This is a genomic window from Enterococcus sp. AZ062 (genome assembly GCF_051715065.1).
GTDB lineage: Bacteria > Bacillota > Bacilli > Lactobacillales > Enterococcaceae > Enterococcus_B > Enterococcus_B mundtii.
Window position 1 is genome coordinate 1834405 of record NZ_JBIOTB010000001.1, and the last position, 17022, is coordinate 1851426.

At 37.5% G+C, this 17022-nt stretch carries 8 protein-coding genes and 1 pseudogene; 2 read left to right on the top strand and 7 right to left on the bottom strand.

Annotation, left to right across the window (positions count from 1 at the left end; genetic code table 11):
• Positions 1–9: 9 nt before the first annotated feature.
• The 7 genes and pseudogenes from IGJ00_RS08860 to IGJ00_RS08890 form a co-directional block, all read right to left on the bottom strand.
• The gene (locus IGJ00_RS08860) at positions 10–7488 is read right to left on the bottom strand and encodes a QWxxN domain (RefSeq protein ID WP_438844335.1); all 7479 of its coding nucleotides are present in this window, start codon (positions 7486–7488) and stop codon (positions 10–12) included.
• Positions 7489–7961: 473 nt separating this feature from the next.
• On the bottom strand, positions 7962–8336 hold the full coding sequence (locus IGJ00_RS08865; RefSeq protein ID WP_019723997.1) for a P-II family nitrogen regulator: 375 nt from the start codon (positions 8334–8336) through the stop codon (positions 7962–7964).
• Entirely contained in the window at positions 8333–9106 is a 774-nt protein-coding gene (locus IGJ00_RS08870; RefSeq protein ID WP_260697561.1) for a DUF1538 domain-containing protein, read from the bottom strand. The genes IGJ00_RS08865 and IGJ00_RS08870 overlap by 4 nt, the downstream gene beginning before the upstream one ends.
• Positions 9103–9786, bottom strand: coding sequence for a DUF1538 domain-containing protein (locus IGJ00_RS08875; protein ID WP_071866303.1), 684 nt, complete (start codon positions 9784–9786; stop codon positions 9103–9105). The genes IGJ00_RS08870 and IGJ00_RS08875 overlap by 4 nt, the downstream gene beginning before the upstream one ends.
• A 358-nt stretch (positions 9787–10144) precedes the next feature.
• Positions 10145–10951: pseudogene (locus tag IGJ00_RS08880) on the bottom strand (carbohydrate ABC transporter permease); the annotation flags it as partial.
• 68 nt (positions 10952–11019) lie between these two features.
• Positions 11020–11889, bottom strand: coding sequence for a carbohydrate ABC transporter permease (locus tag IGJ00_RS08885; protein WP_071866301.1), 870 nt, complete (start codon positions 11887–11889; stop codon positions 11020–11022).
• Positions 11890–12248: 359 nt separating this feature from the next.
• On the bottom strand, positions 12249–13538 hold the full coding sequence (locus tag IGJ00_RS08890) for an ABC transporter substrate-binding protein (RefSeq protein WP_074799275.1): 1290 nt from the start codon (positions 13536–13538) through the stop codon (positions 12249–12251).
• Between the two features lie 223 nt (positions 13539–13761).
• Between IGJ00_RS08890 and IGJ00_RS08895 the strand changes: the two genes are divergently transcribed.
• Entirely contained in the window at positions 13762–15261 is a 1500-nt protein-coding gene (locus IGJ00_RS08895; RefSeq protein WP_115357724.1) for a response regulator transcription factor, read from the top strand.
• The gene (locus IGJ00_RS08900; RefSeq protein ID WP_074799279.1) at positions 15258–16985 is read left to right on the top strand and encodes a cache domain-containing sensor histidine kinase; all 1728 of its coding nucleotides are present in this window, start codon (positions 15258–15260) and stop codon (positions 16983–16985) included. The genes IGJ00_RS08895 and IGJ00_RS08900 overlap by 4 nt, the downstream gene beginning before the upstream one ends.
• The last annotated feature ends 37 nt before the right edge of the window (positions 16986–17022 follow it).

Below are 17022 nucleotides of genomic sequence, written 5' to 3' on the forward strand. Positions count from 1 at the left end.
TCTGACAACTTATAGATTCAATTCGGTGCGCCTTCTGATTTTTTGCTCGTTAATAAGCCTTGTATTCGTATCATTACTATTTGCTTTACCTATATTTTTGATTGTTGAAAAACTTCTATTTCCCGAAGGGGCCTGTGTATGCTGTGAGACGTTGATTTCTGTCGTTATTTCCGCGTTTTCTAAGGTAGTTTCTAATTGATGCTCGGTTACTAAATTCTCCACATTAACTACTTCAATCACAGCAAGAGCAAACAATAGGTCGCCGTTTCCTAGTTGGTCAGCTAGACTTCTTTTTACGGGTGCTCGCTCAAAAAAGTTTCGTCCTAATCCAATATCACGAATACAAGTCATCAGCATCTCAGCATCGGTTATTTGAAGGTTTGCTTTTAACATCTTGTCAGTCAGTACAGCATTGAAGACAGCTTGTTTTGTGACAGTCGGCAAATTTAACATCTCACTTACATTCTCCACAAAAGAATCAAACCCTTCGCCATGAATTAGCTTCAGAAAATTTACTTCGTATCTCTTTCGAAGATCTTCTCCACTACTCCTGAAACCTATCGGACTACTTGGACAACTTATCAAATCGTCCGATGACGCGACAATATGGGTCACTTCGTGCATAAGAGTATCCTTGGAACTTGGCTGTGCTTGAATCCCTGGTCTAGTAGCTGGATTTACATGAAAACCATCAAGCATGAAAATAATTCGACATTCAGGGTCAAACCGCATAACAAACGCATGTGCACCCATGCGTCCTTTAATTTGTGAGTAGTAATTTTTTGTCACCTCATCACGCAATAAATCAGTAGAAACAAGCCAAATATTTTTAAAATTAAAATCCTCCGTTTGTTCAAGAAGCTGCGTACTTTTTTTTGCAACTGATAACAAGCGCTTCATAATTTCTTTTAAAATTTGTTCTTGATTTTCCGCATCACTTAGTCTAAACATTTCGATTAAGTAAGCTCCCGCAGTCGTAGGTGCAAGAGCCTTTTCTTTTGATAGTTCCTTCTCCTTATCTATAAATTTCTGGAAATTTTCGTGCGCATTTTTAAACTCTGCAGTAAATTGTTTTAGAAATGGTTTAAGTGATTCTGGTGCCTTAGTGATATCGATACCAGAAAATACACGATAATTCGGATTTGAACCTTCGGGGAAATACTCTTTAATTGCTGAAGTAATTTTCTCTCTTAATTTAGCTTCATCACTGATTACATAAGGCGGTAATTCTGGGACAAACTCCGATAAAACTGGTACTATCACTTTTGGATCCTCCACTATATCTGTCCCATCAGGAAGTTGTATTGCTTGGCGAAGTTTATTCCACTCCTTCGCATAAGGTAGTGTATCTGGAAGCTGGAAATATGGTGGATACCGATTATCAACGAATACTTGTGATGAAGATGACGCTAGATGATCAAAAAGTGAATCGGCGCCTTTTGAAGTGCTAGGAATTTGGTCATCTGAGACATCGTCTTCCCCACCTGCGGGTTGTGCATAAGATTGAAATTTGAGGGCACGTTTTTCTAGTTCTGTTTCAAATCGGAACTGATCATTTGCTAAATCTAAGCGTAAGACTGTCATCGGTTCAAGAATATCGTTTTTAACTAAATGATAGCGCTGTTTCTCTTTATGGAATAAAACTAATGGTACATAACGTTCATTAATCTTGATATAGGTTCTACCTGTCTCTGAACTCATCAAGCCCAAATCATCTGGTGGTGAAAGCGTATTTGGCTCTTTCAATGATTGAAATTTATCGATATTTTTACCTACTTTTTGTAATACTTCTTCGGAGAGCGTTCGCGAAGTGGCTGGTTCGAAATACCATTCAATGCCGTTGTAGTTCACCGGAAAAACCCGTTCTCCTTCACAGATATCATAACGCACGCCTTGCTCCTTGATGACCGTTACTCTTATAGGCGTAATTTTATTTTTCATTACAATGTAGCGGCTACTTTGCTCTCCTTCTTTTTTTCCTGTTAAAATCATTCCGTCACCATAAAACTTGACGTTTAGATTCTTTTCCTCGACAAACTGTTGATCGATATCCACTTTACTGGATAGACGATTGATCAAATCAAGTTGGTCAGAGGTAAAGGAGGCTTGTCCTTCAAACACTCTTAATTGTCCTCCTCGCAACGTATAGAATTCTCCAAAAACATCTCTAGTTTTCAAATTGGTTACTCGCATGTATAGTTGGGCTTTCACCCGTTTGACGAAAACCTTGGGACCATTTTTTTTCAGCTGAGCGGAAATAAGCTCTTTCGATAATGGTTCTGACGGTTTTTTTATTTTATTTAGCTTTACCAGTAGTGGTTTGATATCTTTTCGAATAAATGCGCGTGTTTTCATATTGATCAGCTTCTGGAGGACTAACTGACTACTCCCTTTTACCAGCTCAACTCCCGGATCAATATAACGGATCGCACCTATTACTAGAGACTCTATCTCGGCGATATTGGGAAGGGCCCGCACACTATTTTTAACAATTCCTTCTGCACCACCCACTATTGCTGCTTTTGCCACGGATAAACCGAATTTCAGATTAAGGGAAGTGACCTGTCCCAAAACAGGTAGTAAAAGCACCACGTCGATTGTGCAAGAAATAGCTGCTCCTTTCGTATCTCGATTATTGATCCCAACAATGCAATCATAAAATGGAATAAAATGCTTGACACCATCCCAGGCAGCACTAGCAACTGTTTTATCATTTCCTGAATCATATAATTGGCGATACAACTGGTCCCGATGTTTCTGAGCAATCCTGTCAATAACTGTTCTCAAATCCCCTTTAGAAGTGAGTGCATTCATTCGATCAACTTGACTAGAAAAAGTGTAGTCCTTTTTGCCGATTCGAATCTTTTCCCCGACTTTCGAATATCCTCCTCCCCAGACATTTTTTTTATCAAACAAGCCATATTTAAGATAGAGCATAGGATCCTTATCTACACGATAGATGGCATACCCTCCCTCTTTATCTAGGTTTTTCAAGGCATACACCCGTTCTTCTTTTTCGTTGACAGCTACCAAAATATTCGTCTTTTCTAAATTAAGAGTTGTATCCAGCCAAGTTTCTCGATTCCCAAAAAATACTGGAGGAATTGATCCTGGTGCGGAAGGCGCATAATAGCGCACTTCATTTTTCAATTGAGTAAATGCTTCATAAATATGTGTCTTTGGAGAAATAATAAAATTGAAATCTTCTATATTGAGTGAATGAAATGCATACTCCATCAACTTCTTATTTAATGCACGGTGCTTGTCTGCTACTTCTTTCGTTAATTCGGTGTACCATTTTTCTATATCTCTTGGGATCCATGGCCCGGGGCATGGGTTTCCACCATCAAGATACACTTGATCTCCAAATAAACTCACTCTTATCCCGAGTCGTTCACACTCTGCTAACACTTCATTTACTAAGCCTTTTTTACGACGCCAGTTTATAAAAGCCTCTTCATACTCTTGATACAGATGCTCAACATCTTCTTGATTTTCCATATAATTGAAATAGCCTTTTTGGTAATAACTCATAAAACTACTTAATGCAAATTCTTTATGAATCCCTAACTCCATCGCCTTATTTAACCGCTCTGGCTCTAGTTGTGCTGTAGCTAGTAAGGCTGGCACAAAAAAATAATTCAATTCATTTAAATTATCTATACCTTGATGAGTGGCAATATCAAACAAAAACATTCCTAAAGTATTCGTTTCATTTTTATTGAAATTCGAATGATAGCCTGTATCTTCTAAAAATTTTGAACCAATCAATTGCATCAAAGATTCATAGTCAGAAATCAAAAGCTCATCAGCTAACTGACTTGTTTCTAGGAAATAATTTGGGAGCATTTTTTTTGTCAATAGGATCCATAGTTTCGTTATCGTCTCTTGTTCTTCCTTCTTAGGTCGTTGCTCGATCAGACCAGCTTCAATTAGCTCGTGTACCTCAAATAACTTTCTTAGACGGCCGATAGTAAACGTTGCCGGATCAGGAGCGGAAATAATATTTTGGACAATGTAGGTTTCCACCGATTTTTCCAGAACTGTTTCAAATACCCACTTCATGACTGTTGCTTCAGCGTCCTTATTTGAAATCTTCTCGTCTGACTTCCCTCCATAAAGATCCAACTCATTAAGGATTACTTTCGCAACTGCCTGAACTTTCTCTGGCATTAGCACCGTCCCAACACCTTCTTGCGTAAACCATTTTCCGACTGCAAGTAAAATGTCTTCTTTCGTGGGTCGTTCAGATAGCAATCCTTTCTGTCGAAAAAAAAGTTCAATTTGATTCTTGATATTTTCAGATTGCCATTTTGAAACTATCGCTTTACTCATAGACTGAGATTGTTTTTGCTCTAAAGTATTATCTTTAGGTTTCACTTCCAAAGATGGAGTATCCATTTCTATTGTATCTTTCATCCACTGGACAAATATTTGTTGGGCTTCTTCGTTAGAGATCACCCTCTCTTTTTCATCCCCTAGAATTACCCGAACTAATTCTTTCAATTTCCCCCAATCGATCGTATCAATCTCTAACCCTTCTACTAATGCCCATTTAGCGGCACTTTCCACCAAGATATTTTTATTACTTAGATCGTTAGCAAAACCTCTTTCTGATAAAAAATTGGTCATATTTTTGCATATAAGCTCATATTGTTCAATAGTAGAATTGGGTAAAGAAAAAGCCAATGGTTCACTAATCGTTGGTTTTGAGGAATCAATCTCATTCTCACGTAAAAAAGTGATGATTTTCTTATCTAATTCTTCCCTTTTATTTCCTTTGTTCCACTCATAGGCATAGTTTCTTTTGTCTTTTTCAATTGTATACCCATAATACGCATTATTATTCCCCCATTGAAGATAGATGGCAACAGCTTTATCGATCGATAAATCTTTTTCCTCGAGTTTATACGTTTTTACAATGATTTTTGCTATTTTTTTTACTCGTTTAATTATTGTTTTATAGGTCTCTCCAGCAATAATCCAATGATCTACCGCTTTTGATACATCCGCCAGGGACGCTCCCTGAGTTGGGATTCCCTTTTCATCTAATATCTTTTTCAAATCATAAACTGCTTTTACTATGTTATCCCTTACTTCAAAAAGTGGTGGATAATAGACAAAGGGAATCAATGGATGTTCATGAGATATCAAGTCATAGCGCTCATTGATGAAATCATCATAGATTTGATTACTTTCACTTTTTTGTTCTTGATTACGGGCTAATAAAGAATCTTCCCATGGAGATAACTTATAATAAATCGTTTGCTGATCTATTTTCTTATACTCATTTTTCTCAAGTAAGGTATTGGCTTTCCACTGCATGAAAATTCCGAATAACTGATTGGCTGATAGGGAATCTCCTAATCTGCTTTGTCCCACTCCATAAGCTTTCAAAATAACATAAGCAAGATACTGTATTTTTCTTGATTTATATGACTTCTTTGAGCCCCAATCTTCTTGGCTATACTTTTCGATTGCCTTTACCAGTTCCAATCCACTGTCAGAAGAGGGAGTAATACCACTTTTTTCAAGGAGTTTCTTTAGTTGTTGATTCACCTTACTAGTTTTTTCCCTATGCTCAAAAAGATCATATTGGTAATAAAAAATCGGTAATAACTCTCCGTCGTTTACAAGAAGGTTACGATTATTCATGAGATCTGTCACAAGTTCATCAATTCGCTCTAAGTCTGTTTTCTTAGAGGAAATTGTGGCAGGTGTAGTCTCACTCACAGGCTTGTTTTTTTCTTCATTACTCAGAACATTTGAAGGTGTCCATATAATCTTTTTTATTATTTTAAATTGAACATTTTTAAATATATTATTATTTCGCCATTGAAGGAAAATAGCATTTGCTCGCTCATCAGTCAGTCCGTGTGTTGAGAGGCCACAAGTATCAAAAATGATATGTGCAATCTGTGTTCTTCTAGCAATCACTTTTTCAACTACTTCGCTATTTTCCAATTTTTGTAGATTTGTGAATACATAACGCATTGAGGTATCGTCTTCCAGCCACCAGCCAGAACCCTCCTCTCGTAGATATTTTTTGACCGCTGTATTGATTTTTTCCGTTTCATTCCGTTCTTGAAAAAGAGCGTAATTAAACCAAAATGGTAGTTGTTTTTCACCCAACTCGTACTCAGGCAAGTTAACTTGAATGTATCTTTTAGTAGCTAAAAAAACAATATTAGAGGTTTCCATTTGCAAAGTCTCATAGGATTTCAACGAAGATTCCAATCGATGATCAGACCGTGGATTCAATGGGCTAATATCAAACCATGGAGCTGCTTCAACTCCCTTTACTTTCAGAACATCCCATTTATCAATATAATCATCCAAAGTATCTGATAGTTTATTTGTTAAACTCCAAAGCTGTGAGAAGATCCCTTCCTCTCTAACCTGTGTGATCGAACTTTTTTTTGAAAAAAACAGTCCTTGAAAAGATTCCGGTAAGAAATCAACGAGTGATGCAGATACTGACTCTGCATTCTTGGCTTGATCATCTGATAGAATTTGTTGCTCATCGTTCCTGTAAAATACTCGATTCATCATCCCCAGAAAAAGATCGAGCACTGAAATACCGTTTAAATCTTTCATTTTTTCCGTGAAGGTTGCATTTTCAGGAATGCTAAAAAAAATAGTGAATTGATCGGTCATATCTTTCCAAAAAGCTGCTATCAACGAATCCTCATTGATCGAAACTATCTTGCTGGTACTGCCTGAAGGAATGATGTTAGTTGATCTAAACTGATAGTTAACATTGGCTTCAAATACATTTTTTAATTTCTCAGCCGAATTTTTTGCTATAAAATAGGAGGAATCGGTTTCTTCTGTACGTTGCTCAAAGTGATTTCGGGAGAGAGTTAGGGTTTGCTGTTCATTTGATTGCTGTGCTCTCAGAACAGCTGCTTGGCGGATTTTGCTAAACTGGTTTTGAGTATGATTGAAAGATTTCTGGGAGCCAGGTTGCTTTTGATTAGAAAGTTCTCTATTCATCGTATAATTGGCGCGTTTTGAGAATAGCTGGGCAAGCTGCTGCATGTTGAGATTCCATTGATGTGCTTTAGCCGTTAGATAAATCATTGGATTAGTTGAGGATAGTTGCTCAATGAGGGGATTGACTGTTTTATGAAAGTCTGGATAGCTGAAACGTTTGAGGTCTACACTTGAACTTGATGAGGGGCTATACATCGTGAATTTCTTTTCTTTTTGGCGAACCTTTAAATGAGTATCTTCTTTAAAAGCAGCTGACTGTTTCTTTCCCACTTGCTGACGTGTCAGTGGGACTTCCCCTACTATTTGAAAGTTACCTAAGATATTGCAAATATAAAGGTAACCTGTTAAACTTCTTAGACCTTTTGGCGTAAGCGTATTTCCCATTTGATTTGTACTATAATTCGGCCACATTTGATCATTTAACTGTTTAAAATCCTCGTGACGTGTATTGTACAATTTACCAATCTCTTCGGAATAACTGTCTTTAGTCACTATCTTCACTCCTTAAATTTATTTTTATTTTTTCTACATTACACAAAAAATAACACACACACTTTAGAGCCATTACTTAAACTGTTACAATTGTTTTAGTACCCGAGCGATTTCTCTTGATCAACTTAACTACTTTAGTAGCACATACATCCACCGATCCTATATTTAATCGGTCTCAAGGCTAATTATAAGTAAATACAAGAAGTCTACCTCACCTTTTTCCAATTAAAAATCGAAAAAAAGTTTATCTAATCAGAAGTTTCTTTATTTATAATTTTAAGTTATAACCTAAAAAATGCTCATCCAGCAATATAGACAAGCATTTTTGGTAAAAGAAAAAGCCGTAAAAAACTTAAAATAGCACAAGGTCTATTTTGTTTTTTTCGACTTATTGTCAAAACAAGATGATCAAATTTTGGTATATTTCAAGGTAAGTGCTATTCCGAATTTAGCCACTTGCATTTGGATGAGTTTCAATTATCTTCTAATAAATCTTTCATTTCAACAACTTCGCGATATTGATGGATTTTCGTAATACCAATTACTTTATCGATATCAATACTAAAACAAATACCATTACCCGGAACATCGATCTTGATGCCTTTTCCTATCGCATCCATCACTTCGTTTGTCAAACTATCTGGTACTAATGTCAGAACGATATCCTTTTCCGGTGAGATATCCAATCCTAAGAATTTTCCTGTGTCATGGACGCCAGAACCACGTCCATGTAAAATCGTCCCCCCTGATGCGCCAGCCTTCTTTGAGTAATCGATCACATCTTCCCCAATGCCACCATCCACGATCGTGACGATCATCTCGAGATTTAGTGCGACTAAATCATTCATTGTTGTTCCTCCATTTGTTGTAATTTTTCTTTGTTTTTCTGATCTTTTTTGTCTTTTTGTTTATAAATGAACCCTAAGACTAATGTTGATAGTATTGGTGTCAATGCGATCATTGCCACCACGCCAAATCCATCAATAATTGGATCTCGACCGTCGATCTGTGTGGCGATTGCCACACTCATAGATAAAATAAAGGTAGAACACATCGGTCCTGTGGCGACACCGCCGTTATCAAAAGCCATCGATAGAAAAATCTTGTCGACTTTTGCACCCAAGACAAAAGCTAAGCCATATCCAGGAACCAAGAAATAATAAAGAGAAAAACCAGCTAATAAGCGCCACATGGATAGACCGACTGCTAGACCGATCCCAATCGAGATCACTGCTAACATTACTTTTGCATGAATCCGACCTTCACTTAGTTCTTCGACTTGTTTGACCATCACATGGATAGCTGGCTCTGCAAAACCTACTAAAAATCCCATAACAAACCCTAAAGGAATCAGGATCTGATTATTCGCTAAAGAAGCAATTGCACTTCCCAGGTGTTGCCCCACTGGTACATAAGCAACATTTACACCATGTAAAAATAAAACTAATCCGATAGTTGTGATCAAAAAACCTTTCATGATATCAAAAAAACGTTTTCTCCTCAATTTGAATGAAAGAAAGTTCATTAGTACAAATAGGACCACGATCGGTGCCACCGCAAGGATGACTTCATATCCAACTTGTCCAATACCTGCAAAAAAAGTGACCAAAAAATTCATTGGAAGATCACCCCCAGGATCATGACAGCCAAGATAGGACCAAGTGAGGCAATACCAACCATTCCAAAGCTATCGTTTTCATTTTTCCCTTGGCGGATCATACTTGTCATTCCACCAGCCAAGGCTAGAATAAACGGAACAGTCACTGGGCCAGTTGTGACTCCACCTGCATCAAAAGCAATCGGCATAAATTCATTACTTGTAAAGAAGGAAGCGATAAGTACCGCAAGATAACCGATCACCATCAATCGATAATAAGATAGTTTAAATACGACTCGTAGTAGTGCAAAAGCTAAAAATACGCCGGTTCCCACACTGACTATACCGATCAATAAGACTCGGCCAATCTCTCCATCCGAAATATCAAATACTTGTTGACCCAATACTTGCACCGACGGTTCGGCAATCGTGATCACGATGCCAATCAGAAAACCCAAACTAATGATGATTGGTAGACTTTTCTTTTTGATCATATATTTACCGACCAAATCACCAACTTCCATCATCGAATAATCAGCACCAAATAAAAAGAGACTCATACCAACCATCATCATGATTGCTCCTAAGATGAATCTTCCCATGGTTTCAACATCTAATGGTGCAAATACAAAGGTCAGGATAACGATCAATACCGTCATAGGCATGATTGCAATGATTACTTCTTTAAAATTTTTCCTCATGTATCCTCCTCCTTTACTTCTAGTTTACCTGATTAAAAGTAAGTTTACGAGGAAAAACCGTAAGCGATACCATTTTTATGTAAAAACTTTTAAAAAAAACAGTAACAAACTAGCTAAAGCATCAAAAAAAATCAACGAACATTATTTTTTGTTTTTTTAAAAAAAGTCTCAACTACTTGCTATAAGCGATAAAAGCCAAAAATAGATAAACTATTTCTGACTTTTATCGCTTATTTTTAAGAAGTTTATTTTATAACGAAAGTTATCCATAAATCGAAAGTCTAAAGGGGTCCTTTTTGCTCATTTTTGATTATTCAGAAGATAGTTTCTGAACATGAGATTTCAGGCTTAATTCTGTCTATTTGACAGAACCAATCATCCCTTGAACAAATTGTTTTTGTAAAACGAAAAACACAAGTGCAGTTGGTAAGGTCGCAATCACCAGTCCACTCATGATCATGCCATAGTCTGGTGTATAGGATGCCCCCATGGCTGATAATACTAATGGAACTGTTCGTTTATCTGGAGATTGTAACGCCACTAAAGGCCAGAGGTAATTGTTCCAACTACTCATAAACGTGATGATCGCCGCAGCGGCATACGTATTTTTAGCTGTTGGTAAATAGACACGAAAGAAAATACTTAATTCTTTAAGACCGTCTAAACGTGCCGCCTCTACAAGGTCCTTAGGAAAGGACTTCGCGTTTTGACGGAAAAAGAAAATCAAAAAGGCGGTACTTACTGAAGGTAAGATGACAACTAGAAAACTATTGATTCCTAATATCGTACCATTCAATTGAGAAAACATCCGATACAGCGGGATCATCAATGCCGCAAAAGGTACCATCATCGATAATAACAAAATATTAAAGACGACTTCTTTTCTTTTACTCTTATAGATCTCAAAACCATAACCTGCCATGGAGGAGATCAATAAAGCAAAAATCGTTGTAACCACAGCGATCATTGCAGAATTAAGTAAAGAGCGTGAAAAATTCAAGTCATTCGAAAAGAGATTTTGGAAATTGATCACTAAATTCTCACCAATCATCAGTTTACCTGAACTAATATCCACTGCGGTATTCGTCATCCCTAAAATCATCCAAACAAACGGGAAAATTGAAATAAAGGAAACGATGACTAAAGAGGTATATTTAAAAATGCTCAAGAGTAACTGTCCAATACTCACTTGCTTTTTCGTAATTGATCGGGGTTCACTACTTGTCATTTCTCTCATTTGCTCTCACTCCCTATTTTAGTTTGAATCACTGATAGCAAGACGATAAATAGTACGATAACGAAAGAAACAGCTGCGGCATAACCAAAATTCGGAGTGAATTTATAACTCAAATTATAGATATATTGTGACAATGTCGTCGTTGCATTAGCTGGCCCACCACCAGTGATATTTTGTACCTCATCAAATAATTGCAAGGTACCGATCGTTGAAGTGATCGACGTAAACAAAATGATTGGTTTCAAGTTAGGTATCGTGATTTTAATGAACTGTTGCCACCTTGATGCGCCATCAATATCAGCAGCTTCATATATTTCTGGATCGATGTTTTGCATACCAGATAAAAAGAAAATCATATTATACCCTGTCCAACGCCATGTGATGGAAATAATGATCAAAACTTTTGCCCAAAATGGATGAGTCAACCAACCGATCGGGTTATCGATCAAGCCAATTCCAACCAAAAGGTTATTGACTAAACCTGATTGGGAAAATAAACTTTTCATGATCAAAGAATAGCTGACCATTGAGGTAATACATGGCAAGAAAATCGCTGTTCTGAACAATCCTTTGAACTTCAATTTTTTATCATTCAATAGATTTGAAATAAACAATGCCAAAAACAACATGACAGGAACCTGTACTAATAAGTATAAAAAGGTATTGAAAAATGCTTTACGAAAAGTCGAATCTCCTAACATTCGTTGATAATTTCCTAATCCGTTGAACGTCATATTTACAGGAGGTCCACTTTGAAAAGAGGTGATCAGTGCTAACACCATTGGTATAAAAACCAAAATCGAGATCATGATCACTGGCAAAACTAAAAACGCATGACCATTTCTGAATAGATCCTTTTGTTTCATATTATTCCCCACTTTCATTACACATATGTTGAAGAAATACATGCCTCACAGAAAGTCAGACAAAATAGATTGTTATTTTCTTCTAAGCTTTGAACCACTGCCCGTGATTGGTTCCATCAGACAGAGAATAGAAAACGAGCGGAACTTCTTATTTTTTCGAATACCATTGCTAAAGTTATACAGGATAGCTAACGGTGTGAATGTCCATGTCCCCCATACGCGTTTCAATTAATTGCTTATTCCATAAGCGATACCTTCAAACGAACGAACAATACACTCGTTGATCCGTTTGAAGAGATCGCCACTCATTTCTTTGTTGTTCCATTCATAATCGGTTTACTGTTGACGCTGGATATGACTTAATTGGCTAACTGCGCTTCGACTTGTTTTTGCGTATCTGCCAAAACTTTGTCCGCTGATTCACCATTGATGATTCGGCTCAAGGATTCCGCCACAACAGATTCAATGGCATAAGTTTCATGACCATAGTTCACTTCAGGGATTTCTGCTGTCCATTTTGAAAAGTCATCAAATACTTTTTGATTACTATAGAATTCAGATGGCTGTTGATAAGCTTCTTGATCATTCGCACTCAACATGGTCGATACTAAACCAATTTCTTCAGCTAATTTGCCCATCAATTCTTCATTTGTTGCGAATGTCTTTTCCAAGAAATCTTTCGCATTTTCTTCACCAGCTACGCCCTTGATCACATACCAGCCGGCACCACCCAAGTTGGAAGCTTGTGCTTTTTGCATGTTAGCAGGTAGAGCTGGAATCGGTGCGATCTTCCACTTGCCTGATTGATCTTCTGCCCCTTGGATGGTTGAAGAATACCAAGCGCCAGTTGGTGTAGAAGCAACAGCTCCTGATTGGACCGCCGTAACCCCAGCATTCCAGTCAGATGTTTGTTCGACTAGATCTTCTTTAAGTAAGGTAGCAAAGAGTTCTAATCCATATTTTAATGATTCATTATTTTCGATCGTCACTGTTTCTCCATCTTCCGAGGTATACCACTCTCCAGCTTGTTGCATGATCATGCGCACACGACCTAAATCGGAAGGATTGACTTCAGAGATTTTTTTCCCTGTTTTTTCTTTGACATCTCGTGCAACTTGTAAATAATCATCCCACGTCAAGTTCTTCATATCTTCTTCCGAATAACCAGCTTCTTCTAAGATATCCGTACGATAGAAATTAGCTGTCACACCTGAGTCAAAAGGTACGCCGTAAATTTTATCGTCAACTTTGTTTACTGCAAATTTGTAGGCGGCAAAGTTACTTTCATCCACAATATCCGTCAAATCAGCAAACGCATCTGGGTAAGAAGTAAGGTATCCTTGGATACGGTAATCTTCGATCAACACAACATTTGGTAACCCATCTGTATTTCCGCTGGCTAATGCCGTATTCAGTTTTTGTACGATATCATCTTGAGACATCGTCACTACTTCCACGTCAACATCCTCATTTTCGTAAAACTCTTTGGCTTCATTGACGGCTTTGATATTAAAGGCCTCATCCCATGCCCAGACCGTTACTTTATCTTCGTTTCCGGAAGCATCGCTGGAAGAATTGCCACAACCGGCAAAAAGTGTAACTGCTGCTGTTAGGACGAAAGCGCTAGCTAAGATTTTTTTTAGTTTCATTTTTTTCCCCACCCTTTTTAGTGTTTGTTTTTCTTACATGCTTATCATAGCAGACTTGCAAGCGTTTTCTTCGTTAATGATCGTTCTCAAGAAAAATATCCTAAAATAAGAAAAAAGTACAATTTTGTCATCTTTTGATTTAGTAAATGAAATTTTAGACTTGCATTTGTAAACGTTTCCCAGTATTTTTAACTTACGTAACAAAGGAATAGGGGGAAAAACATTGAAAAATATCGTATTGATCGATGATGAACAGACCATTCTCTCTGGTCTAAGTACCCTGATCGATTGGCCAGCGCACGACTTCCATCTCAAAGGGGCCTTTTCAAAACCATTAGAAGCGCTCGAATTCATTAAGCATCAGCCTCTTGATATCATCGTAACGGATTTGATGATGCCAGATCTAAATGGTATCGAACTTTCTCGATTGATCAAGAAGGAACAACCTGAAGCAAAAATCTTGGTTCTATCTAGCTATGATGACTTTCAATTGGTCAAAGATTCATTCAAAGAAGGCGTCTCAGATTATTTACTTAAACCAAAATTGAACCCTAGTGAACTTTTAGCTTCTCTAAAGAGTCTGGTGGAACAATCTACAGAAGTAAAGAAACCACGTTTGACAGAACTCGAAAAAACGAGTCAATTACTGAGCAATTATTTGTCCGGAACTTCTCTTGATTTAGGTATGTCACGCAAACAATTCCCACATGACCACTTTTATCTAGTATATTGTGAAGAAAAGCAATCGGAAAAACAGCGTCGGAGTGAACAAATGATTGCAGAAGCACCACGATACACAAATCAGCTCGCCTCTGTCTTTCCTTTTTCTACGACAGCAAATGATATTGGTTATTTTATCAATGTCGCTTCGAAGAAGGCATTCGATCAGTTGATTGAACGATTTCAGCAAGAGCACCAGGCAGATTCTTGTCTCTATGTTCTATCTGATGCACTTGATTTTGAAAACTTTTATTCTGAATTCCTTACATTAAAGCAAAAAAGTAGCGGACAGCACTTTTATCTGACAGATCACTGCGTTATTTGTGAAGAGCTATTATCTCCCCTACTCTCTTCTTATGAGCAACAAACAAAAAGTTATTTGACCAAGATCATGAACAAAGATTTTGTATCTGCCATCGAAGAATTGGACAATTACATGAGTAAGGTACTTGATCAACGATTGCAACCAAGCTATCTGAAACACGAGATCATCAATCGACTCTATGCCTTGATCAACGCGATCGCGGACGAACATGAAAAAAGAAAAGAGATCATGACACTAAAAATCACGATTCCAGCACAGATCACGCAAGCAGAACAGTGGGATGATCTGGTCTTGATCGTCAATAATACGACGAAGTTATTGCGTGAAGTCACCACAACCTTCAGAAAAGACAACTCAGATGTGTTGACGTTGATCTATGAGTATGTTCAAGAGAATTATCATCAAGACATCAGTCTACAAACGCTATCCGAAAAATATCATTTTTCTTATAGTTATTTATCGACGATTTTTACAGAAAAGTATGGGATCAATTTTACGAAGTACTTAAAAAAAGTCCGTATCAACCATGCAAAACTATTGTTGAAAGAATCGAATCTTTCGTTAAGTGATATTGGTCAGCAAACTGGATTTACTGAACTTGGTTATTTTTCTAGAGTATTCAAAGAAGAAACTGGGTTGACCCCTTCACAATATCGTAAAGGAATACTGACCGTATGATTAAAAAGCTAAGAGAACACGAGCTTTTGACCAAACTTTTGATCATTCTTTTTATTGCTTTGTTCACTCAAGCAGCGACGATTTCTTTGTTCATTTATCAACGCTCAAGAGACGCCTACATTCAACAATTCGATCGATCCAATCGAATGACCTTACAAAAGATCCAACATGATTTTGAAACATTGAATGACAATATAGAGAACACGTTGACATTATTGGCTGAAAGCTCTGCTGTAGAGGGGTATTTCAAAGAAGGGCAACAAACGACTTTGGAGAAAATCAATCAACTACGTACGGTGCAAAAAATGAATGATTCATTGGCACCGATCTTTCCAAACATCAAAGATGATATTTTTCTTTTTGGGGAAAATGGTCGGATGTTCATTAGTAATGATATGGTGAGTGATCTCACTGCTGATGACTTTTTTCAATTAGAGTTGATCCAGAAAGTCAATGAAAATCCAACAGCGACACAAATGGTCTTTACCCAGTTTGGACTGACGAAACGCGACAAACAATCACCAAGTGTCTTGTTTATCAAAAAGCTTAGATCCACTTTGAACCAAACTTATGGTTATGCTGTCGTTGCCATCACTTCTGATGAGTTGGCAAAAATATTCAGCCAATCAGTCGACCCGCTAATCACGCAAATCGATTTTGTGACAGATGAGAAAAAAATCTTTGCTTCGAATGTTGAAAATCGGATTGGAACGACGTTTGATTCATTTGATGAGTTGGTCGAACACGAGACGTTGACCAAAGCCAATCAGCGGATCACTCGGTTACCACTTTACCGACAAAACTCGGCTTTAGTCAGTGAGGTCAATGTCCACTCGATCGCCGATCAAATGAATGTCATCATTCCGATCATCCTTTATAATATTGGAACACTGATTTTAGGTGGTATCGTAGTAGCGATCTATTTGAATCGCAATACTCGCTCAATCTATCAATTAGTAGATTCATTGAACAAAATCAAAGAACCGGTAGCAGCTACTGTTCCGATCCAGGGAACCTATGAGATCCGGACACTCGCTACTACAATCAATCAGCTACTAACAACGATCAGTGACAATCATACGCAATCTTTACAAAATGAAAAGAAAAAAAGGACCTTAGAGATACAAGCGATGCAAGCACAGATCCAGCCTCATTTTATATATAATACGTTAACTAGCCTCAAATTTTTAGTGTGGCAACAAGAAAATGAAAAAGCAGTCGCAGGCATTGACAGTTTTATCGATCTCTTGCGCAGTACGATCGGCAATAAAAATGAAATTATCCCTGTGGAAGAAGAATTGAACAGTGTGAGAAGTTATATTGCGATCTTGACACTGCGCTACGGTGATGCAATCTCAACCAAAATCATGGTACCTGAGGAACTTTATTCTTTGTACATGCCCAATATGATCATCCAGCCAATCATCGAAAATGCTTATTTACATGCGTTCCAAACGAAGAAAAGTGGCTTCATCACTTTGTATGGGATGATCAGAGAGGATAAATTGTCGTTTGAAGTTATGGATACAGGTGATGGCTTTGATACGGAACAGCCAACGAAAAACAGAGACTATTTTTCAGGTATCGGTAGCAAAAATGTTCATGAACGAATCCAATTACTTTATGGTGAAGATTATGGCTTACACATTGATTCGGTAGTCGGTGTGGGTACATCGGTAACGATCACGTTACCGATCATAAAAAAGGAGAGTAAAACTGAATGAACGTGTAGACAGAAACAATTCCTTCAGCAATTCTGGC

Coding starts and splice junctions, on each gene's coding strand:
- IGJ00_RS08865 (WP_019723997.1), bottom strand. CDS start 8,336: ATGAATGATTTAGTCGCACTAAATCTCGAGATGATCGTCACGATCGTG.
- IGJ00_RS08890 (WP_074799275.1), bottom strand. CDS start 13,538: ATGAAACTAAAAAAAATCTTAGCTAGCGCTTTCGTCCTAACAGCAGCA.
- IGJ00_RS08870 (WP_260697561.1), bottom strand. CDS start 9,106: ATGAATTTTTTGGTCACTTTTTTTGCAGGTATTGGACAAGTTGGATAT.
- IGJ00_RS08875 (WP_071866303.1), bottom strand. CDS start 9,786: ATGAGGAAAAATTTTAAAGAAGTAATCATTGCAATCATGCCTATGACG.
- IGJ00_RS08885 (WP_071866301.1), bottom strand. CDS start 11,889: ATGAAACAAAAGGATCTATTCAGAAATGGTCATGCGTTTTTAGTTTTG.
- IGJ00_RS08900 (WP_074799279.1), top strand. CDS start 15,258: ATGATTAAAAAGCTAAGAGAACACGAGCTTTTGACCAAACTTTTGATC.